Annotated in this window: 15 protein-coding genes and 3 pseudogenes; 15 read left to right on the plus strand and 3 right to left on the minus strand. The window is 73.6% G+C overall.

Annotated features, from left to right (window positions below; translation table 11 throughout):
* The 13 genes and pseudogenes from U5640_RS38075 to U5640_RS38135 form a co-directional block, all read left to right on the plus strand.
* On the plus strand, nucleotides 1–330 hold the full coding sequence (locus tag U5640_RS38075; RefSeq protein WP_340383600.1) for a hypothetical protein: 330 nt from the start codon (nucleotides 1–3) through the stop codon (nucleotides 328–330).
* Nucleotides 330–701, plus strand: a complete 372-nt coding sequence (locus U5640_RS38080) for a GPW/gp25 family protein (RefSeq protein ID WP_340383602.1) — start codon at nucleotides 330–332, stop codon at nucleotides 699–701. The genes U5640_RS38075 and U5640_RS38080 overlap by 1 nt, the downstream gene beginning before the upstream one ends.
* Nucleotides 698–3,718 carry a putative baseplate assembly protein gene (locus U5640_RS38085; RefSeq protein WP_340383604.1) on the plus strand — a complete coding sequence of 1,007 codons (3,021 nt, stop codon included), beginning with the start codon at nucleotides 698–700 and terminating at the stop codon, nucleotides 3,716–3,718. The genes U5640_RS38080 and U5640_RS38085 overlap by 4 nt, the downstream gene beginning before the upstream one ends.
* Entirely contained in the window at nucleotides 3,715–7,506 is a 3,792-nt protein-coding gene (locus U5640_RS38090) for a putative baseplate assembly protein (RefSeq protein WP_340383606.1), read from the plus strand. The genes U5640_RS38085 and U5640_RS38090 overlap by 4 nt, the downstream gene beginning before the upstream one ends.
* A complete protein-coding gene (locus U5640_RS38095; protein ID WP_340383608.1) occupies nucleotides 7,503–9,707 on the plus strand; it encodes a hypothetical protein in 2,205 nt (734 codons plus the stop codon). The genes U5640_RS38090 and U5640_RS38095 overlap by 4 nt, the downstream gene beginning before the upstream one ends.
* 37 nt (nucleotides 9,708–9,744) lie before the next feature.
* Entirely contained in the window at nucleotides 9,745–11,166 is a 1,422-nt protein-coding gene (locus tag U5640_RS38100; protein WP_340383610.1) for a DUF6519 domain-containing protein, read from the plus strand.
* A 136-nt stretch (nucleotides 11,167–11,302) separates the two neighbouring features.
* Entirely contained in the window at nucleotides 11,303–12,910 is a 1,608-nt protein-coding gene (locus tag U5640_RS38105; protein ID WP_340383612.1) for an MFS transporter, read from the plus strand.
* 19 nt (nucleotides 12,911–12,929) lie between these two features.
* Nucleotides 12,930–13,448 carry a hypothetical protein gene (locus U5640_RS38110; protein ID WP_340383614.1) on the plus strand — a complete coding sequence of 173 codons (519 nt, stop codon included), beginning with the start codon at nucleotides 12,930–12,932 and terminating at the stop codon, nucleotides 13,446–13,448.
* A gap of 127 nt (nucleotides 13,449–13,575) precedes the next feature.
* Entirely contained in the window at nucleotides 13,576–13,773 is a 198-nt protein-coding gene (locus U5640_RS38115) for a hypothetical protein (RefSeq protein ID WP_067256180.1), read from the plus strand.
* Between the two features lie 17 nt (nucleotides 13,774–13,790).
* Nucleotides 13,791–14,384: a DUF308 domain-containing protein gene (locus U5640_RS38120; protein WP_340383618.1), complete on the plus strand. Its 594-nt coding sequence runs from the start codon at nucleotides 13,791–13,793 to the stop codon at nucleotides 14,382–14,384.
* A 100-nt stretch (nucleotides 14,385–14,484) separates the two neighbouring features.
* Nucleotides 14,485–14,928 carry an SHOCT domain-containing protein gene (locus U5640_RS38125; RefSeq protein ID WP_340383620.1) on the plus strand — a complete coding sequence of 148 codons (444 nt, stop codon included), beginning with the start codon at nucleotides 14,485–14,487 and terminating at the stop codon, nucleotides 14,926–14,928.
* Between the two features lie 40 nt (nucleotides 14,929–14,968).
* Nucleotides 14,969–15,382, plus strand: a complete 414-nt coding sequence (locus U5640_RS38130; RefSeq protein WP_340383622.1) for a hypothetical protein — start codon at nucleotides 14,969–14,971, stop codon at nucleotides 15,380–15,382.
* 44 nt (nucleotides 15,383–15,426) lie between these two features.
* Nucleotides 15,427–16,255 (plus strand): annotated as a pseudogene (locus tag U5640_RS38135) (class II glutamine amidotransferase); the annotation flags it as partial.
* 287 nt (nucleotides 16,256–16,542) lie between these two features.
* Here the strand turns inward: U5640_RS38135 and U5640_RS38140 are convergent.
* Nucleotides 16,543–17,754, minus strand: a complete 1,212-nt coding sequence (locus U5640_RS38140; protein WP_340385577.1) for an IS701 family transposase — start codon at nucleotides 17,752–17,754, stop codon at nucleotides 16,543–16,545.
* Between the two features lie 146 nt (nucleotides 17,755–17,900).
* A pseudogene (locus U5640_RS38145) lies at nucleotides 17,901–18,693 on the minus strand (SDR family oxidoreductase).
* Between the two features lie 95 nt (nucleotides 18,694–18,788).
* Here U5640_RS38145 and U5640_RS38150 point away from each other — a divergent pair.
* A pseudogene (locus tag U5640_RS38150) lies at nucleotides 18,789–19,413 on the plus strand (PadR family transcriptional regulator).
* Nucleotides 19,414–19,525: 112 nt separating this feature from the next.
* Here the strand turns inward: U5640_RS38150 and U5640_RS38155 are convergent.
* Complete coding sequence (locus U5640_RS38155) at nucleotides 19,526–19,954, minus strand: SRPBCC family protein (RefSeq protein ID WP_340383624.1); 429 nt, start codon at nucleotides 19,952–19,954, stop codon at nucleotides 19,526–19,528.
* A 236-nt stretch (nucleotides 19,955–20,190) separates the two neighbouring features.
* Between U5640_RS38155 and U5640_RS38160 the strand changes: the two genes are divergently transcribed.
* Nucleotides 20,191–20,772: a Clp protease N-terminal domain-containing protein gene (locus tag U5640_RS38160; RefSeq protein ID WP_340383626.1), complete on the plus strand. Its 582-nt coding sequence runs from the start codon at nucleotides 20,191–20,193 to the stop codon at nucleotides 20,770–20,772.
* Nucleotides 20,773–20,792 lie beyond the last annotated feature (20 nt).

Consider the following 20,792-nt stretch of genomic DNA (forward strand, 5'->3'; position numbering starts at 1 on the left):
ATGACGAACGTCCTGCACGTGAACGCGACCGTGAGCTGCCCGCACGGCGGCCGGGCGTCGTACCTGCCCGCCGCCCCACGGGGGAACCTGTCCGGCCTCCCGGCCGCCACGGTGGCCGGCGTCTGGCTGATCGCGGGCTGCCCGTTCACCGTCGGGCCCAAGCCGCAGCCGTGCGTGACGATCCGCTGGGTGACACCGGCGGCGCGGGTGACGGTGGCGGGGGCCCCGGTCGTCACGCAGGCGTCGACCGGGCTGTGCCTGAGCGCGGAGCAGGTGCCGCAGGGGCCGCCGCTGGTGACGGTCGTACAGCAACGAACCAAGGGGGTCTAGTGACCGAGCGGATCGACATCGACTTCCCGTTCCGGGTGGACAGACGGGGGCGGACGGCCGACGTCGGGTACGACGGCCACCTCGCGGACCTGATCGAGCTGGTGCTGTTCACCGGCCCGGGCGAACGCGTGATGCGGCCGGACTTCGGCTGCGGCCTGCTGGACCTGGTCTTCGAGCCGAACAGCCCGGAACTGGCGGCCACCCTGCAACTGGCCGTCCACGCCCAGCTGGAGCGCTGGCTGGGGGACGCGATCCAGATCGACGCGGTGGTGGTCGAGAGCGACGACAGCGTGCTGCGGGTGCGGGTGGCGTACGTCGTCCGGGCGACCGGCGACCGCCGTACCGACACGTTCGAGGGGAGGGCGCCGTGAACACCGGGCACCGGCGCCGGGACGTCCGCGCCGCGCGGCTCGACGGCATCGATGCCGTGGAGGCCCAGGACGACGGGCTCACCCTGGTGGTGACGTTCCTCGGCAGGGCGCCCGAGCGGCTCACCCCGGGCCACATCCGGATCGACGGCGGCCGAAGGATCACCGGCGTGCACGTCACCGAGGTGACGGTCGAACGCGCGGAGGACGCGGACCTGGACGACCGGGCCGTCGTCGTGGTCGACCGCACCGGCGACACCTCGCCGTACACCCTGTCCGTGGTGGAGCCGGACGCGTACGGGCGGCCGGGGACCGAGCCGCGGGCCGGGTTCGACCCGCGCTACTCCCGCGCCGACTTCGTCTTCCACCCCCGCTGCCCGGTCGCGTCGGACCGCGCCTGCGGGTGCGGCGGGGCGCCCGCGGCCCGGCCGGCGCCGGTGATCGACTACACGGCACGGGACTACGCCACCCTGCGCCGCCAGCTGCTGGACCGGATGACGCTGGTCGCGCCCTCCTGGACCGAGCGGCATGTGCCGGACCTCGGGACGACCGTGGTCGAACTGCTCGCCTACGTCGGTGACCAGCTGGAGTACCAGCTGGACGCGGTGGCGACCGAGGCGTACCTGCACACCGCGCGGCGGCGCACCTCGGTACGCCGGCACGTCCGGCTGATCGACTACCCGATGCACGACGGGTGCAACGCGCGCGCCGCGGTGACGCTGAGCGTGGACGACGAGGTGACACTGCGGCCGGGCACGTTCCGGTTCGCGGCGGTCGACGTCAGCCGGGTGGACCCGGTGGAGCGGCCGGAGCTGGGGGCGGTCCTGACGGAGGCGGCGTTGTCCGCCCTGCCGCCCGCCGTGCGCACCGACGTCTTCGAACCCCTCGCGAGCGGGGAGACCGAGCTGCGGCCGACGCACAACCGGATCCGGTTCCACACCTGGGGCGACGAGGAGTGCTGTCTGCCCAGGGGCGCGACCTCCGCGACGCTCGTCGACGAGGGGCTGTCCCTGGTCCCCGGTGACCTGCTGGTGATCGAGGAGGTGCTCGGTCCGCGCACCGGGGCGGCGGCCGACGCCGACCCGACCCACCGGCAGGTGGTGCGGCTCACGTCGGTGACGTCCGCGTGCGACGCGCTCTACGACCTGGCGGTCGTGGAGGTCACCTGGGCGGACGAGGACGCGCTGGCCTTCGCCGCCTGTCTCACCACGACGGGCGGCCCGGCGTGCGAGCGGCTGGCCGACGTGACCGTCGCGCGGGGCAACGTCGTCCTGGTCGACCACGGACGCGACCTGACGTTCTGCGGCGGGCCCCCGGAGGAGTACGACGTCCCGGCGGAGCCGGCGCCGGCGCTGGTGTGCGACTCCGGCTGCTGTCCGGACCGTCCCGAGCGCGGGCCCGCCGGGGAGGCCGTCGTGGCGCTGATGACCCTGGCGCGGCGCGGCGACCAGCTCACCGAGGAGCAGGTCTCGACCCTGCGCGCGGTGGTCGGCCCGGCGGCGCTGGACCGGTGCGGGCTGGACGCGGCGGCGCCCGCGGCCGACCAGGCGTCGAGCCTGGACACGCTCCTGGCCCAGCTCACCTACCCCGGCACGATGGAGCCGTTCCGCCCCGGGCCGGCCGACGAGCCGGTGACGCAGCGGACGGCGTACCCGGACCCGGCACGGGTCTCGGCCGCGCAGGCGGACCTGCTCGACGGCATCGCCGCGCGGGCCGGGGCGTGGCTCACCGCGCTGTGGCGCGCGGCCCGGCCGCTGACCGAGCGGGAGATCGCCGAACTGCGGCTCCTGTTCGGTCAGCAGACGCTGGACCGGCTCGGCCTCGCCCACGACGAGGCACGGGCGCTGCGCGAGCTGCTCCTGCGCCACGACGCCCTCCTGGGCGCCAAGATCCGGCGGCTGGCACGTCTGTCCCGCCGGGCACGCGACGGCGAGGTGCTCGGCGGCTGGCTGCCGGAGGAACTCGCACAGACCTGGGGCCCGGCGTACGCCGACGGCCTGCGGGCCGACGACCCGCGGCTGGCCGGCCCCGCGTCGGCCGCGCTCGCCCAGGACCCCCGCGCCGCGCTGCCCGCGGTCACCGTCACGGCCCGCACACCCGACGGCACACCGGCGGGCACATGGACGCCGCGCCGCGACCTGCTGACCGCGACCCCGGACACGCGGGCGTTCGTCGGCGAGACCGAGGAGGACGGCCGGCCGACCCTGCGGTTCGGCGACGGCGTGCACGGCGCGCCGCCCCCGGCGGGCGGGCGGATCGCGGTCCGCCACCGGGTGGGCAACGGCGTCGCGGGCAACGTCGGTGCCGAGGCGATCGGGCACCTGGTGCTGTGCGACGGCCACGACGACGCCGTCACGCTGGTGCGCAACCCGCTGCCCGCGCGCGGCGGTACCGAGCCGGAGGCCCTCGACGAGGTACGACGCCTCGCGCCGCTCCAGCCGCACCGGGTCAGGCTCCGGGCGGTGACCGCGGACGACTACGCCGCCCTGGCCTCGGCGGTGCCGGGGGTACAGCGGGCGGCGGCCGACCTGCGCTGGACCGGCAGCGGCCAGGAGGTGCACGTCGCGGTCGACGCCCTGGGCACCGGGACGCCCGGCGCGCGGCTGCTGGCCCGGGTCGCGCACACGCTGGACGGCGTACGGCGGATCGGGCACGACGTGGTCGTGCAGCCGGCGACCGCGGTCCCCGTCGACCTGGAGCTGCAGGTCTGCGCCGCCGCCGGCCACCAGCGCGGTCATGTGCGCGACGCGGTGCGGCGGACGGTGCTGGCCCTGTTCGCGCCGGACGCGGTGACGTTCGGCGATCCGGTGCGGATCAGCCGGGTCGTCGCGGCGGCGGCCGCCGTGCCCGGCGTGACGAGCGTGCTGGTGACCCGGCTGCGGAGGCTGTTCGCGCCGGACGCCGGCGAGCTGGACGACGGGCTCCTGCGGATCGGGCCGCTGGAGGTCGCACAGCTGGACGACGACCGCGACCGGCCGGAGAACGGCCGGCTGCACATCGAGATCGGGGGAGGCCGATGACCGGGGGCTGTCGATGCGGCGCGGGCGGCGGGGACTGCTGCACCGGAACGGGGCTGCGGACGCCGTTCAGCCGGGTGAACCCGCCGGGGCTGCCGCAGATCGCGTACCGGACCGGCGACCACCACGCGTTCTGGTCGTCGGCGCTGGCGCGGCTGTCCGGCCCGGCCTACCCGGAGCTGCGCGACCTGCTGGTGCGCACCCCGGACGACCCCGCGCTGTCCTGGCTGGACGCGTGGGCGGTGCTGGGCGACCTGCTCGGGTTCCACACCGAGCGGGTGGCGAACGAGGGCTACCTGCGCACCGCGACCCGGGCGGACTCGCTGCTGCTGTTCGGCCGGCTGCTGGGACACACGCCGCGGCCGGGCGTCGGCGCGGGCGTGTACCTCGCCTACCAGGTGGACCGGGACCGGGCGGTGACGATCCCCGCCGGGTCGCGGGCCCAGAGCGTGCCGGGGACGGGCGAGGAGCCGCAGTCGTTCGAGACCGTCGAGGACCTCGCGGCCCGGTCGGCCTGGAACGACCTGAAGGTGCGGCTGCGGCGGCCCTACCCGGTGCGGCTGCGGGCGGACCGCACGATCGACCGGCGCGAGGTGCACCTGGCCGGCGCGGGGGCCCGGCTGCAGACCGGTGACCGGCTGCTGTTCGTGTTCGGCACCGAACCGGGGCGGCAGGCGCTCGACGTGGTGCGGACGAGCACCGTCGACACGGCCGAGGGGATCACCTCGGTGCTGATGCCGGGCGCGAGACAGCCGACGCTCGCCGCCCTGGAGGACGCGTTCCGGGACAAGGTCGCCGAGCTGGCGGGGGACGACAAGTACCGCGACAGCCGGATCGTCCGGCGCTATGTCGACACCGTGCTCGTGCCGTTGCGCGACCGCCTGCCGGCGGAGCCCGTCGTCGGAGCCGTCCCCGCCGGCGCCCCCGGCCTCGACGGGGACGGCTCCGACCCGGACGCGATCACGACCCCGACCGGGTTCGCGCGGGCGCTCGACACCGCGCTGCACCTGCTGGAGGAGTCGCTGGCGGCGGCAGCCCCCTACCCGGCGGTGCACGGCTTCCTCGCCGCGCTGCGCACGGACCTGACCGCGCTCCGCGCGCAGGCCGGCCTGCTGGAGCCCGAGCAGGACCGGCCCCCGGCGGACGACGGGAACGCGACCCTGTTCGACCGGCTCGCCCTGGCCCGCTCCGAGGACCCCGCGCTGCTCGGACTGGCCGCGCTGCTCGGCTCGCTGCGCAAACCGCCCACGCCCCAGCCGCCGTCCGCCCGCGCGCTGCGGCTGGACCCGGCGGACGTGTTCGGCACCGGCTCCGACGCCGGGGTCCGGCTGCTGACCGCACTGGACCCGCGGCTCGCCTCGCTGTACGAGGCCTGGCGCCACGTCCGCCTCACCAGGCCGCTGCCGCTCGCGGGACTCCAGGCGATGCGCACGGTGGCGACCCCGTTCGGCGCGACCGCGCCGCAACAGCCGCAGTACGACCGGAACGGGCGGATCGTCGGGTACGTCGACTGGCCGCTGACCGGATCGAAATCGCTGACGCTCACCGTCGAGTACGAGGACGGCAGTCCGAAGACACTCGTCCCCCGGTGGATCGAGTCGGGCAGTCCGGTCGGCGACTCGCAGCCGCTGCCGTTCGACGGCTTCGTCCAGGTGGGGCCGCTGGGCGTCTGGGTCACCACCACGACACCGGCGGGCGCACCGGCCACCGTGACCCTGCAGTGCTGGGGCAACGAGGTCGCGCGCACGGTCACGTTCACCGGACCCAAGCCGGACAGCGGCACACCGCACGGCAGGATCACCGTCGAGGTCGCCCCGGCCTTCGGCACCGATCCGGCGCCGGTCGTCGAGGACCTCCAGCCCGGCGACGAGGAGACCACCACCCACGGCGGCGTCAACGTCGTCCTCGGCCGGGCCGAGCGGACCGACGACCCGGACCGGGCCACGGTCGCGCTGACCACCACCAGCACGGTGTCGGCGAAGGTGCTCGTCCTGGACGCCGTGTACCCGGGCATCGGGCCGCAGAGCTGGGTCGTCGTAGAGCGGCCCGGCGCCGTGCCGTCGCTCCAGCGGCTGATCACCCGCGTCGAGAGCGCCCGGGTGGTCTCCCAGGCCGACTTCGGCATCACCGGCAAGGTCACCGAGCTGACCCTGGCGGACGCCTGGCTCGGCCCTGAGGACACCCAGCTGTCGCAGATCCGCAGGACCACGGTGTACGCGGGCGGCGAGCCGCTCACCGTCGCCACCGAGCCGATCCCCGAGGACGTGGCCGGCACGGTCGTCGAGCTGGCCGAGCTGTACGACGAACTGGAGCCGGGCCGCTGGGTGATCGTGGCCGGCGAGCGCACCGACATCCCGGCCACCCCCGGGGTGCGGGCCGCCGAACTCGCCATGGTCGCCGGTGTCTCCCACGCCGTCGACCCGGCCAGGCCCGGCGAGCCGGTGCACACCACGCTGACCCTCGCCGGGCCGCTGGCATACACCTACCGCCGTACGACGGTGACGATCCACGGCAACGTCGTACGGGCCGACGCCGGCGCCACCCGCGACGAACCGATCGGCAGCGGCGACGCGGGGCAGGCCGGGCAGAGCTTCACGCTGTTCGCCGCGCCGCTGACCTGGCTGCCGGCCGACAACCCGCGCGGCGCCCGCAGCACGCTCCAGGTGCGGGTCGACGGGGTGCTGTGGCAGGAGGTGGACAGCCTCGCCGGGCAGCCGCCGACCGCGAAGGTCTACGTCACCGGCACCGGCGAGGACGGCCGTACGACGGTCGGCTTCGGCGACGGTGTGCACGGCGCCCGGCTGTCCACCGGCCACGAGAACGTCCGGGCCCGCTACCGGGTCGGGATCGGCGCCGCGGGCAACGTCGCCGCCGGCACCGTGACCACGCCGCTGACCCGCCCGCTGGGTGTCACCGGGGTGACCAACCCGCTGCCGGCCGGCAGCGGGGCCGACCCGGACGGCCTGCGGCAGACCCGGCGGCAGATCCCGCTCGCGGTGGCGGCGCTGGACCGGCTGGTCGGGATCACCGACTACGAGGACTTCACCCGGTCGCGGGCCGGGATCGGCCGGGCCGCGGCCCGACGGATCTTCGCCGGCCGCGAGCTGATGCACGTCACCATCGCGGGCGCCGGGGACATCACCCTCGACGAGGACGGCGAGATCGTCCGGTCGCTGCGCTCCGCGCTCGCCCTGTACGGCGATCCGCAGCTGCCGGTCCGGGTGGACGTGCGCGAGCTGGTGCTGCTGGTGATGTCGGCCGGGCTCAGGATCGCGCCGGACCACTCCTACGACCTGGTGGAGCCGCAGGTACGACGCGCGCTGCTGGAACGGCTCGGGTTCGACCACCGCGAGCTGGGCCAGCCCGCGTACCTGTCCGAGGCGATCGCCGCCGCGCAGGCGGTGCCGGGCGTCGAGTACGTCGACGTGGACGTGTTCGCCGGTGTCCCGGGCAGCATGACGCCGGCCGGGCTCCGGGAACTTGCGTCCACGCTCACCATGCCGAACGCCATGGTGCCGGCCCGGGCGGCGGCCCACACGGTCGAGTACCACGACGTACGGCCGCCCGAGGGCGGCGATCCCGCGTCCGCCCGCGAGTCGCTGACCTCGGTCGCCGCGCAGGCCGGCCTCACGGTCGCCGAGCTGCTGCGGCTGAACCCCGGTCTGCCCCCGGCCGAGCCGCTGCCGGTGGGCACCCGTGTGGTGGTGTTCGCCGGCGTCCGGCCCGCGCAGCTGGTGCTGCTGTCCCCCGCCGTCCCGACCACGCTGATCCTGAAGGAGCTACGCGGATGAGCCGCAGGCCGGACCGACTGAGCGAACTGATCGCGCTGCACATCCGCAAGACCGACGCCGGCCACGGGGCCGCGCTGCGGGCGCTGCTCGCGGTGATCGGCGAACAGGTCGACCTGGTGCAGAGCGACCTGGAACGGCTGTACGACAACTGGTTCGTGGAGACGGCCGAGAGCTGGGCGGTCCCCTATCTGGGCGATCTGGTGGGCTACCGGCTGCTGCCCGGGCACGAGGAGGCGCTCGCGACGGCGGCCACCGACCGGTTGGTGGCCCGGCTGGCGCCCCGCCGGGACGTCGCCGCGACGGTGGCGTCCCGGCGGCGCAAGGGGACGCTGCCCATGCTGGAGGAGCTGGCGTCGTCGGTGGCGGACTGGCCGTCGCGGGCGGTCGAGTTCCACCGGCTGCTCCTGCGCGACCAGCCGATCCGGCTGTACCCGTCCTCGGACGAGGCGGCGGTGCGACGGGCCCGGGCGGCGCCGGGGCTGGTCGACGTGCGCGACGACGCGGCCCTGGTGGGGATCGGCGGGCCGTTCGAGACGCAGGGCCGGCTCGCCGAGGCCGCGCGTATCGGCTCGGCCCGGCGGCAGGGCCGGTACCGGCCGGCGAACGTCGGGGCGTACGTCTGGCGGCTGAAGCCGCAGCCGCTGACCCACGCACCGGCGTACTGCATCGACCGGGCGCGCAACCAGTTCACGTTCTCGATCCTCGGCAACGACGTGCCGCTGGCGACCAGACCGGTCCCCGAGCCCTCCCCGGAGCACCTCGCGGGACGGGAGCACGTGCCGGCGCCGATCACCCGCCGCGAACTGGCCGACCGTCTGCCGGACTTCTACGGCCGGGACAAGAGCTTCGCGATCTGGCGGGACGGGCACCCGGACCCGGTGCCGCAGGGCGACATCGTGGTGGCCGACCTGTCCGGCTGGTTCTACCGGGCGCGGCGCGGCCAGGTGGTGGTCGACCCGGAGCTCGGGCGGATCGTGTTCGGGGCGCGGTCGGCACCGCGCCGCGGGGTGTGGGTGAGCTACCACTTCCTCCAGCCGTCCGACCTCGGCGGCGGGGAGTACCCGCGGGACGTGACCACGCCGGGTGCGGCGAAGGTGTACCGGGTCGGGCCCCATGAGGAGTTCGAGCGGATCCAGCCGGCCTACGCGGCCTGGCAGCGCGACAACCGCGACGGCGGCCGGCCGGAGGCGGTGATCGAGATCGCGGACTCGGGGGCGTACCAGGAGCAGCTGGAGTTCGTGCTGTCGCCGGGGGACCGGCTGGAGGTGCGCGGCGCGGAGCGCACGCGGCCGGTGCTGCGGCTGCTGGACTGGTACAGCAACCGCCCGGACTCGTTGCAGATCCGGGCGGTCTGCCCGCAGGAGGGCGACGACCGGCCGCCGCCGCGGTTCGTGCTCGACGGGCTGCTGGTCACCGGCCGCGGGGTCAGCGTGACCGGGCCGATGGGCGCGGTCGTCGTACGGCACTCGACGCTGGTGCCCGGGTGGTCGCTGGAGCCGCACTGCCGCCCCACCCACCCGCAGGAACCCAGCCTGGTGCTGGAGAACACCACGGCGTGCGTGGAGATCGCGCACAGCGTCGTCGGATCGATCCTCGTGGTGAACGACGAGGCCGGGACCGACCCCGTCACGGTGTGCGTCACCGACTCGGTGCTGGACGCGACGGCCGCGGACCGCGAGGCGGTGTCCGCGCCGGACTGCCGCCATGCGCACGCGGAGCTGACGGTACGGCGATCGACGGTGATCGGCGAGGTCCACGCGCACGCGGTCCGGCTGGGCGAGAACGCGGTCTTCGACGGCCTGATGCACGTGGCGCGGCGGGGGATCGGCTCCTTGCGGTACTGCTACGTGCCGCCGGGCTCGCGCACACCGCCGCGCCACCACTGCCAGCCGGACCTGGTCGCGGAGGACCTGCGGCGGCTCGCCGAGTCCGGTGACGTGGACCCCGCGGACCTGCCCCGATTGCGCTCGCTGGAGGCCGCGCGGGTGCGGCCCCGGTTCACCGCCCGGGGGTACGGGGCGCCGGCCTACCTCCGGCTCGCGCCGTCGTGCGCGGTGGAGATCGCCCGGGGCGCGGACGACGGCTCCGAGCTGGGGGTGCTGCACGACCTGTTCCAGCCGCAGCGGGAGGACAACCTGCGGGCGCGGCTCGCGGAGTTCTCGCCGGCCGGCCTGGACGCCGGGACCGTCCCGGTGACCTGACACGGCGTCACTCGACGCATCGGAGGGAAGGCAAAGGATGCACGGCGATTTTTCGCGTCGGACGTACCGGCCGCAGGAGCACTACGTCGCGGTCGTCAGCCAGCAGGGCCGGGTGCTGCTGGACGCCGAGGCCAACGAGCAGGCCGAGCTCGCGCTGGCGGCCGACCGGGCCCTGGCCGCCGACCTGATCGGCCGGCACGGCGGGCCCGGCGACGGCTTCCGGATCGAGTACGGCCCCGAGTCCGAGGGCGAGAAGGCCTCGCTCACGATCGCTCCCGGCCGCTACTACGTGGACGGCATCGCGGTCGACGCCACCCGCCCGGAGCCGCTGCCGGCGGTGGAGGAGTGCGGAGGCCGGCCGACGGACGCGGGGCGCGCCCACCCGGACACGGGCGCCGAGGCCGGGGCGAGGACCGCCGACGGCACCGGCACCGGCCCGGCGTGGACCTACTGGGACCAGCCGTACGCCCACCGCGACGTCGAGCGGGACGAGGACGAGCTGCCGTCCGGCCCGTTCCTCGCCTACCTGCGGGTGCGCGACCGGCTGGTGACGGCCGTACAGGACCCCCTGCTGCGGGAGACCGCGCTCGGCGCCGCCCTGCCCGACACCACGGCGCGGGTACGGGCCGACTGGGAGGTGCTGCCCCTCCGGCTGGGGGAGGACCGGCGCTGTGACCCCGCGGCGGCGTTCGACGCGTGGGTCGCCGCGCAGCAGGACCGCACCTGTCGGCTCGCCGCGCGCGCCGAGCGGCCGGCACGGACCGAGAACGATCCCTGCGCGGTGGCGCCGGACGCGCGCTACCGGGGACCGGAGAACCAGCTCTACCGGGTGGAGATCCACCGCGGGGGCGAGGCCGGCGAGGCGTCGTACAAGTGGTCGCGCGAGAACGGGTCGGTGGTGCTGCCGCTGACCGCGGTCGACGACTGGGTCACCCTGGAGGCGCTGGGCCGCGACGACAAGCTCGACCTGGACGTCGGCGACTTCGTCGAGATCGGCGACGACGCGTCCGACGGGCGCGGTGAGATCCACGACCTGCTCCAGGTGGTCGAGATCGACCTGCCCGGGCGGCGGGTGCGCCTGTCCGGGGAACCGGCCCCCACGGTCGGCCGGCAGCCGGGGCGCCATCCGTATCTGCGGCGCTGGGACCAGCCGGAGAGCCGCCGTCGCGGCGCGCCCCGGCCGGCGGGCGGCGCGGTCGGGCTGGTCGAGGGCGAGTGGCTCGACCTGGAGGACGGGGTGCAGATCTACTTCGCGCCGTGCGGGCAGTACGTCTCCGGCGACCACTGGACCTTCGCCGCCCGCACCGTCACCGGCGCCGTCGAGTGGCCCACGGACGCCGGGGGGCGGCCCCTGCTGGCGCGCCCGGCGGGCGTCGCCTACCACTACGCGCCGCTGGCGTGGATCGACGACGGTCAGGCCCAGGACCTGAGGAAGGTCTTCCGGCAGCTCACGGAATGACCGGCGCGGACTCGCCCGTGACGGGTGAGGCGCCGCACCCGCCCCTGAGCTGCGATGGAGGGGCGGCCGGTCGGTCGCGGCCGCCGCCCGGCCGACGCCCACCGGCGTCCCGGGCCGACTCGGCGAGGTGGACACGGTGACACACTGGCGGGCTCTGATCGTCCTCGGCACGGCCCAGTTCCTGATGGTGCTGGACACCTCCGTCATGAACGTCTCCATCAGCCAGCTGGTCGAGGACTTCGACACCGAGGTGACCGCCATCCAGGCCGTCATCACGCTGTACGCGCTGGTCATGGCCGCTTTCATGATCGTGGGCGGCAGGTTCGGCGACATCCTCGGACGGCGCCGCATGTTCCTGCTGGGCCTGGCCGTCTACGCCGCGGGCTCGGCCCTGACCGCCGCCGCCCCCACCGTGTGGGTCCTCGCCCTGGGCTGGTCGGTCATCGAGGGGCTGGGCGCGGCGATGGTGCTGCCCGCCATGGCCGCCCTGGTCGCCGCCTCCTACCGGGGACGCGACCGGGCCGTCGCGTACGGCGTCATCGGCGGGCTGGCCGGCGCGGGCATCGCCGTCGGACCGCTGCTGGGCGGCTGGGTGACGACGTACCTCACCTGGCGGCTGGTCTTCGCCGGGGAGGTCGTGGTCGTCCTCGCGATCCTCGCCTTCCGGCGGGTGATCGCCGACGTCCCGCAGACCGGCCCCCGGCCGCGGCTGGACGGGATCGGCGCCGCGCTCTCCGCGGTGGGCCTGGCACTCGGCGTGCTCGGGGTGCTCCAGAGCGGTACCTGGGGCTGGGTGCAGCCGCGCAACCCGCCCTTCACCGTCCTGGGGTTCGCGCCGACCCTCTTCGTGATCGGTCTCGGCGTCGCCGTCCTGACCGCCTTCGTGCGCTGGGAACGGCACCGGGAGCGGCACCACACGGACCCCCTGGTCCATCTCGACCTGCTGCGCCAGCCGACCCTGCGCTCCGGCCTGCTGTGTCTGCTCAGCCAGAACCTCATTCTGCTCGGCCTGTTCTTCGCCATCCCGCTCTACCTCCAGGTCGTCCAGGGCTTCGACGCCTTCGAGACGGGACTGCGCCTGCTGCCCGTCTCCGTCACCATGCTCCTGGCGTCCACGCTCGCCGCCCGGCTCGGGCGCAAGGTGGGGGCGCGCCTGGTGGTCCGCCTCGCCCTGCTGATCCTGCTGGCCGCCATCGTGTGGCTGCTGGCCACCATCGACCCGGACATCGACGACGTGCAGTTCGGCTGCGCGATGGGCCTGCTCGGCGTCGGGATGGGGCTGCTCGCCTCGCAGCTCGGCAACGTCGTGCAGTCCAGCGTGGGCGAGGAGGAGCGCAGCGAGGCGGGCGGGCTGCAGTTCACCGCCCAGAACCTCGGGTCGGCGCTCGGCACCGCGCTCATCGGGTCCCTGCTCGTCGGCGCCCTCGCCCAGGCCTTCACCACCCAGGTGGAGAACGACCCCCGGCTGTCCGAGGAGACCGTGCGGCGCACCGGCGTCGCCCTGGAGGCCGGGATCTCCTTCGTGCCCACCGACCAGGTGCGGTCGGCCGCCGAGCAGGCCGGGCTGCCGCCCGCCGAAGTCGACGCGCTCACCGAGTCCTACGCCACGGCCCAGCTCGACGGTCTGAAGGCGGGGATCCTCGCCGCCGGAGGCATCACCCTGGCCAGTTTCCTCGTCACCTCGCACCTGCCGACCCGGCCGTCCACCCGCCGTGCGCAGCCGTCGAGCGCCGACGCGGCCTGACCCGCGAAGGAGCCGGGCCATGTCCGACACCGACCACCTCCAAAGCGGGGAGTCCGCCCTCGGGCGGCGCTCCCGCGCCGACTACACCGGGGGCGTCTACGGCTCGATGCTCGCCGCGTCCGTCGTGGTCGGCGCCGGAGCGCTGGGCGACTTCCCCCGACTGGAGGTGGTGGGGCTGCTGGTGCTGACGGGCGTGGCGTTCTGGCTGGCCCATGTGCACGCCCAGATGTTCGGGGCGCGGCTGGTCCAGCGGCGGCCGGGCCGGGCGGTCCTGCTGCACGTGTGCCGGGAGGAGTGGCCGATCGTCGAGGCCGCCGTCCCGCCAGCGGTCGCCGTCGCCGTCAGCCCCCTCCTCGGGCTCGATCTCACCGGCACGCTGTGGCTGGCGCTGACGGTCGCCGTGGCGGGCCAGGTCGGCTGGTCGGTGGCGGCGGCCCGACGGGCCGGTGCCGCCTGGCCGCTGGTGGCCGTCACGGCCGCGGTGAACCTGGTGCTGGGCCTGGCGATCATCCTGTTCAAGCTGCTCATCACCCATTGACCGGGAGGTGCTCGGAAGGCGTCGCCGCAGATCAGCCGAGTGGCCCGGGTGGTGTCTCACCTCTGGTGGGTGAGGCTCTCGCGGACCGCCGCGACGGACCATCGCAGGGAGACCACTAGGAAGGCTCATGCGCTACGAGATCCGTGTCGACGGACAGATGTCGGAGACGTTGATCAAGGTCTTTCCCGAGCTGGACCACGTCGTGATGTCCGGCCAGACCGTCCTGTTCGGGCACGTCGTCGACGAGGCGCATCTGTACGGCCTGCTGGCCCGCTGCCAGTCCCTCGGACTGCGTGTCCTGGAGATGCGGCAGATGCCGGACTGACCCCCGCTGGAGGAGCCATGACCGTGCCGTCGTCACCCGGCGGGGACCCCGCCGCCGTCCTCTCCGCCGTCGGCCGGTCCTGGACCTGGCTGCTCGGGTCCGCCGTCGCCACGCTCGTCCCGGGCATCCTGGTGCTGGTCTGGCCCGACGAGACCCTGCACGTGCTCGCGGTGCTGATCGGGCTGTACCTGCTCGTGACCGGGCTGTTCCGGTTCGTCGCCGTGTTCGCCCGGGACGACCACGGCGAACGGCTGCCCGGACTCCTGCTGTCCGTGCTGTACGTCCTGGCCGGCGTGCTGTGTCTGCGCAACCCGCTGCAGACCATCGCCGCGCTCTCCCTGATCGTCGGGGTCGTCTGGCTGGTGTCGGGTGTCCTCACCCTCTACACGGCCCTGGCCGCCCGGGACCTGCCGCACCGCGGCTTCGTCCTGGCCGCGGCCCTGCTCGCCGTCGTCGCGGGCATCGTCGTGCTGGCCCTGCCCACCGAGTCGGCCCGGGCGCTGACCCGGCTGCTCGGGCTGTGGCTGGTGCTGCTGGGCCTCGCGGAGGTGACGCTCGCCCTCTCCTGGCGGGCGGCTCTGCGCCGGGCAGGTCTCACCCGTTCGGGGTGAGGCGCCGGGCGTTTGCCGTGCGCACGCTGAAGACGCAGTCAACGGCCGACGGGCACCTGCCCGGGAACCATCGGGCGCACGCCCGGAACGGAGGACCGAGATGACCGGGGACACGTACCTCGCCTACGACTATCCGCTGCTCAGCGCCTTCTGGACCATGCTGATCTTCTTCCTGTGGATCATGTGGTTCGTGCTGCTGTTCCGGGTGATCGTGGACATCTTCCGCGACGACGACCTCAGCGGCTGGGCCAAGGCCGGCTGGCTGGTGTTCTGCATCTGCCTGCCCTTCCTGGGCGTGTTCGTGTACGTCGTGGCCCGCGGGAAGAACATGGGCCGCAGGGAGATCGCGCAGGCCCGGGAGCAGCAGCAGCAGTTCGACGACTACATCCGGCAGACCGCCAAGGGCACCGGCGGCCCCACCAGCAGCGTCGACGAACTCGCCAGGCTGTCCGAGATCAAGGCCCGCGGGGACATCACGGACGAGGAGTTCGACCGGGCCAAGCAGCTGGTCCTCAGCGGGCACGGCTCCGCGAGCCACCACTGAGCCGACCGACGACACCGAAGACACCGAATCGAGGCAGGGCATGACGACCAATCCGACGCGCGCGCACGAGACCGGGCGGCACTGGGCCGAAGGTCTGACGGCGTTCGCCGCGGTCACGCTCATGATCGCCGGGGTGCTGGACATCTTCCGCGGGATCATGGGGATCGCCCAGGACGACATCTTCGTCACGACGCGCAGCTACGTCTTCCGCTTCGACGTCACCGGCTGGGGCTGGGTCCATCTGATCCTCGGGGCGGTCGCGGTGATCATCAGCCTGGGGCTGTTCCAGACGGCCCTGTGGGCCCGCGTCGGCGGTGTGGCCATCGCGAGCCTCATCATCATCGCCAACTTCCTCTCCCTGCCGTACTACCCGGTCTGGTCGGTGGTGATGATCGCGTTCTCCGCGTTCGTCATCTGGGCGCTGTGCGTCGTACGACCCGACCGGTACGCCTGACCCGTCCGCCGCACCGGCGACGGCATGACAGGAAGGCTGACGACATGTGCCGATGGCTGGCCTACTCGGGGACCCCGATCCTTCTCGACACGATCCTGTACAAGCCGCAGCACTCGCTGATCGACCAGAGTCTGCACTCCCGGATGGGCGTGGAGACGACCAACGGCGACGGCTTCGGCATCGGCTGGTACGCGCCCGAGTCGGACGACCAGGTCCCGGCGGTGTTCCGGGACGTCGGACCGGCGTGGAGCAACCGCAATCTGCGGGAGATCGCCCGCCATGTCCGTTCCCCGCTGTTCTTCGCCCACATCCGGGCGACGACCGGTACGGCGGTGCAGCAGACCAACTGCCACCCCTTCCGGCACGGCCGCTGGCTGTGGATGCACAACGGGGCGATCAACGACTTCCACCGGATGCGCCGTGACCTCGCCCTCGCCCTCGACCCGGAGCTGTTCCTCGACATGGAGGGCTCGACGGACTCCGAGATGATGTTCTACCTGGCCCTCACCTTCGGCCTGGAGAAGGACCCGCCGGCCGCCGTCGAGCGGATGGCGGGGTTCGTGGAGCAGGTCGGACACGACCACGACGTGGAGTTCCCGCTGCAGATGACGGTCTCGGTCGCCGACGGCGAGCGGGTGTGGGGCTTCCGCTACTCCAGCCAGGGACAGTCCCGCTCGCTGTTCTACAGCACCGCGGTGGAGACCCTGCGCGAGCTCCACCCCGATTTCGCCTTCCTGCGCGAGGTCCTCCGACGACACCCGGCTCGTGGTCTCCGAGCCCCTGGGCGACCTGCCGGGCGCCTGGAACGAGGTGCCCGAGAGCAGCTACGGCGTCGTCGAACCGGGCCACGACCAGATGCACCAGTTCGTCCCACAGGTGGCCCAGCGCCGTGACCGGAAAGGTTCACCGGCTCGCGACGCCCGGCACGGCACCTCGCCGCGTTGTCGCATCACCCGAGTACATCCAGTACGCGGGCGACGCTCCGCCTTGCGATGCACCGCACCGGACGCCGCGAGCTTACCGGCAAACCTTTCCGGTCACGGCACTAGTAGTGCTTGGTCAGGTGGATATCGGTTCTGGCATGTTGCGGTGACAGGTGGGGCAGGCGCCGGTCCAGACCGCGAGCAGTAGCTGCAGTTCGCGGGCGACCTTGTAGAGGCTCAGGCCGGCGCCGTCTCTTTTGGGGACCGGGTGATGCGCTGGAGGGTGCAGAAGGCGTGCGCGACGGAGACCAGGGTGACGTGGTGGTGCCAGCCTCGCCAGGTGCGGCCTTCGAAGTGGGCCAGGCCCAGGGCCTGCTTCATCTCGCGGTAGTCGTGCTCGATGCGCCAGCGCAGCTTCGCGGTGCGCACGAGGGTGGCCAGCGGAGTGTCGGCGGGCAGGTTGGACAGCCAGAACTGCACGGGTTCGGGCTCGGTGGCGGGCCATTCGGCCAGCAGCCGGCGCACCGGCAGCTCCGGGCCGTCGCAGGCTTTGCGGATCTCGCGTCCGGCGGGCCTGATCCGCAGGGCCACGAACCGCGAGTACATCCGTTTCAAGCCGCTGCGGCCGGTGCCCGGGCGGGAGCCTTCCCGCCACTGCACCGGCTTCGCGGCCCGCTTGCCGGCCGCGATGACCAGCTTTTTCACGGCCTGGGCCGGCTCGGGGTAAACAGGCTGCGGCCGAGGCCCTCGACCGCCGTAGGGCGGGATGTGGGGCCTGGCTTCTTCCGGCTGGGCAGTGGTCGTGGTGGAGATGCCCACCACGTAGTCAAGGCCGCGCTCCTCCAGGCCGAGGCGGAAGGCTGCGGCGTCGCCGTAGCCGCCGTCGGCGACGACGAGCGGGATGTCGTCGATGCCCCACGACCTGGCCTCGTCGATCATGTCCAGGGCCAGCTGCCACTTCTCGACATGGCCGACCTCTTCGGGGATGCCGCACTTCGTGCGGCGGGCCACCTTGGCCGCATCGGCCTTCGGTGAGGCGGGGTCCCAGCTCTCGGGCAGGAACAAGCGCCAGTCGATGGCCGCCGACGCCGCATCGGAGGCCATGTGCAGGGACACCCCGGCCTGGCAGTTGGTGACCTTGCCCGCGGTGCCGGTGTACTGCCGGGCCACACACGCAGAGGCGTCCCCGTCCTTGAGGAAGCCGGTGTCATCCACGATCAGCGCGGTCGGCTTGATCACGTGCTGCATCCGCCAGGCGAGGCGAGCGCGGACATGAGCCGCGTCCCACGGGCTGGTGGTGATGAAGTTCGCCAGGGCCTGCCGGTTGCCGTCCTCGCCCAGACGGGCGGCCATCGGTTCCACCAACTTGCGCCGCCCGTCCAGCAGCAGGCCCCGCAGATACACCTGGCCCCACCGGCGCTGATCCGCCCGCGCGAACGACTCGAACATCTCCGCCGCGAAGTCCTCCAGATCACACCGGACCGCGGCCAACTCCCCACCCAGCACAACACGTCAACGACACACCCGATCAAACGGACACGCCACCGGCGAATCAACCTGACCAGGCACTACTAGGTGTGCACCCCCGGAGAGTTTCAGTGGACGGAGAAACCGCCGTCGACGAAGAGCGCCTGCCCGGTGACGTAGCCGGAGGCGCGGGAGGCCAGGAACACCGCGGCCCCGGCGAAGTCCTCGGCCAGTCCGTTGCGGCCGACCATGGTGCGGGCGGCCAGTGCGGCCACGCGCTCCGGGTCGGCCGACAGCCGTGTGTTGAGCGGGGTCATGACGAAGCCGGGCACCAGGGTGTTGCAGGTGACGCCGTGCGGCGACCATGCCTCCGCCTGGGAACGGGCCAGTGACTCCAGTGCCCCCTTGGAGACCCCGTACGCGCCGCTCCGGACGAAGGCCCGGTGCGCCTGCTGGGAGGTGAGGTGGATGATCCGTCCGAAGCCCCGCTCGGCCATGCCGGGACCGAACCGCAGGCCCAGCAGGTAGGGAGCCTCCAGGTTCACGGCCATGGTGGCGTCCCACACGTCCTCGCCCAGCTCGCCCATCGGCGGCCGCAGGTTGACGCCCGCGCTGTTGACGAGGATGTCGGGCTCGCCGAACACGGCGGCCGCGCTCTCCGCCGCCGCGCGGACCCCGTCGCGGGTGCTCAGATCCGCGCTCACCCAGGCCGCCCCGGCCGCCCGCCGCGGTCAGCTCCTCGACGGTGGCGGCCAGCTCCGGTTCCCGGCGGGCCACGACCACCACGCGCGCCCCCGCCCCCGCGAGCGCGCCGGCGATGGCGCGTCCGATGCCGGAACTGCCGCCCGTCACCAGGGCCACCAGGCCGTCCAGCGAGAACAGTTCGGAGAGGTAGGCGTGCGGGCCGCGCTGCGCAGTCATGTCCGCACCCTATCGGCGGAGCCTTGCCAACCGAACTGTTCCGATATATCGTTGACGCATCGCGACAGATCAACGATGGAATGGAGTGATGGGCGATGCGTACCCACGGATTCGAGCGTGGACATGGTCAGGACGGCCCCTGGAGCGGCCGCGGTGGACGGGGTGGCCGGCGGGCGGCCTTCGGGCCCTTCGGTCCGGGCGGTCCCGGTTTCGGTCCGGGCGGACCGGGCTTCGGTCCCGGCCCCTGGGGCGGGACGAGGGCGCGGCGGGCCCAGGGGAAGGGCGCGGCGCGGTGACGTACGGGCCTCGATCCTGGCCCTGCTCAAGGACCGTCCGATGCACGGTTACGAGATGATCCAGGAGATCGCCGAGCGCAGCGGCGGGGCGTGGAAGCCCAGCCCCGGCTCGGTGTACCCGACCCTCCAGCTCCTGGAGGACGAGGGGCTGATCAGCAGTGAGAGCGAAGGCGGCAAGAAGCTGTTCTCTCTCACCGAGGAGGGCCGTACCGCGGCCGAGGAGGGGCCGGACGCCCCCTGGGAGGAGGCCACGCGTGGCGTCGACTGGGAGGCGCTCGGCGAGATCCGCCAGGCCGGCTTCGGGCTGATGGAGGCCTTCGGGCAGGTCTGGAAGACCGGCAGCAAGGACCAGCGCGACAAGGCGCTCACGGTCATCAACGAGGCCCGCAAGAAGCTGTACCTGATCCTCGCCGACGAGGACTGACGGCAGTCGTCCGTCCGGCGACGCCGCGACGGTCGTACGGCGGTGACGGCGCCCCGCGGAGTGATCCGCGGGGCGCCCTTGCGTGCCGTACGGCGGCCGTGGCCGGGCCGGGTCAGGCCACCAGCCCGCCCAGTTTGCGCAGCGACTCGTTCAGCGCGGCCGTTCCCGAGTCCTTCAGCTTGCCCGCCATCAGCGACACGGCCGCGCCCGTGAACTCGCCGTCGATGCGCACCGTCGTGGCGTCCCCGTCCGGGGTGAGGGTGTAGCGGGTGGCCACGGACACCGCCATCGGGCCCTTGCCGCGGATCACCAGCACCCGCGCCGGTTCCAGCTCCTCGACCGTCCACTCGACCTCGGCCGGGAAGCCCATCAGCTTCATGTTCTCCTGGAAGGTCGCGCCCACCTCGAGGCTCTCGGGGCCGCCGCCGGGGAAGTTGGTGTGCGTCGCGTTCCACTCCCCGTAGGCAGGCCAGTCGGTGAGCTGGGCCCACACCTTCTCGGCCGGTGCCTGGATGCGTGCCTCCGCGCTGACTTCGGCCATGAGACCACCCTCCTCGGGTCGGGCAACTGGGCGCTGCGGTGTCGCGGAACGTAGCTCCAGGGCCTCGAACATTCAATACTGATGAACCGTCAAGGAGGCGCGCGCCCCTGACGCATGGATGGCCTGATCTCATCCGCAAGGAGGAGATTGCCTCCACTGGTGTCCGCTCTGCGTGGGACGTGCGGATGCTCCCTTCCGGGGATGACGCGACCGGGCTGGGCTGATGAGGTGGGGATGTGCAACCCCGTATTCCCCGGCAGCCGACGGATGACCAGGCGACGCACGGGACGGACGACGCCCCGAGACCCGACCACGACTGTGCGGCGGTCCTCGCGGCCGCCCGCCGCCGCGCGGTGCGCGACGGGGACCGTCAGATCGACACCGTCCATCTGCTGCACTCACTCCTCGAACACGACCCCCGGGTCCGCGCCGCCTTCGGTGACGGGCCCCAGCTCCCGCGGCTGCTCGGCTATCTCGTCCAGCGCAGCATCGGCTACGGCCTGCGCTGGCAGAGCGGTGTCGAGGACTCCGGGGCGCTGCCGGTCGTCCCGGCGGTGGAGGGGGTCTCGCCGCTCGCCGCGGCCGCGCTGGAACAGGCGGGCGCGCGCGGCGGCCGCCGGGACGCGGTCCGGGCTCCCGGCCTCGACCTCCTCCTCGCGCTCGTCGCGGACCCGCAGGCCCGGGCCGTCGAGGTCCTCGCCCACGCCGGGGTGGACGTGCCCGATCTGCGCGCCCGCGTCGAGGAGAGCCTGACGGCAGCGGAGCCGGGACTGTACGACGTACCGTCCGGTTCCCGAGACAGGTGCCATCGGGGATGACGGTCCTGTCAGTGCCTGTC

This window comes from Streptomyces sp. SS7 (assembly GCF_037993025.1).
Classification (GTDB): domain Bacteria; phylum Actinomycetota; class Actinomycetes; order Streptomycetales; family Streptomycetaceae; genus Streptomyces.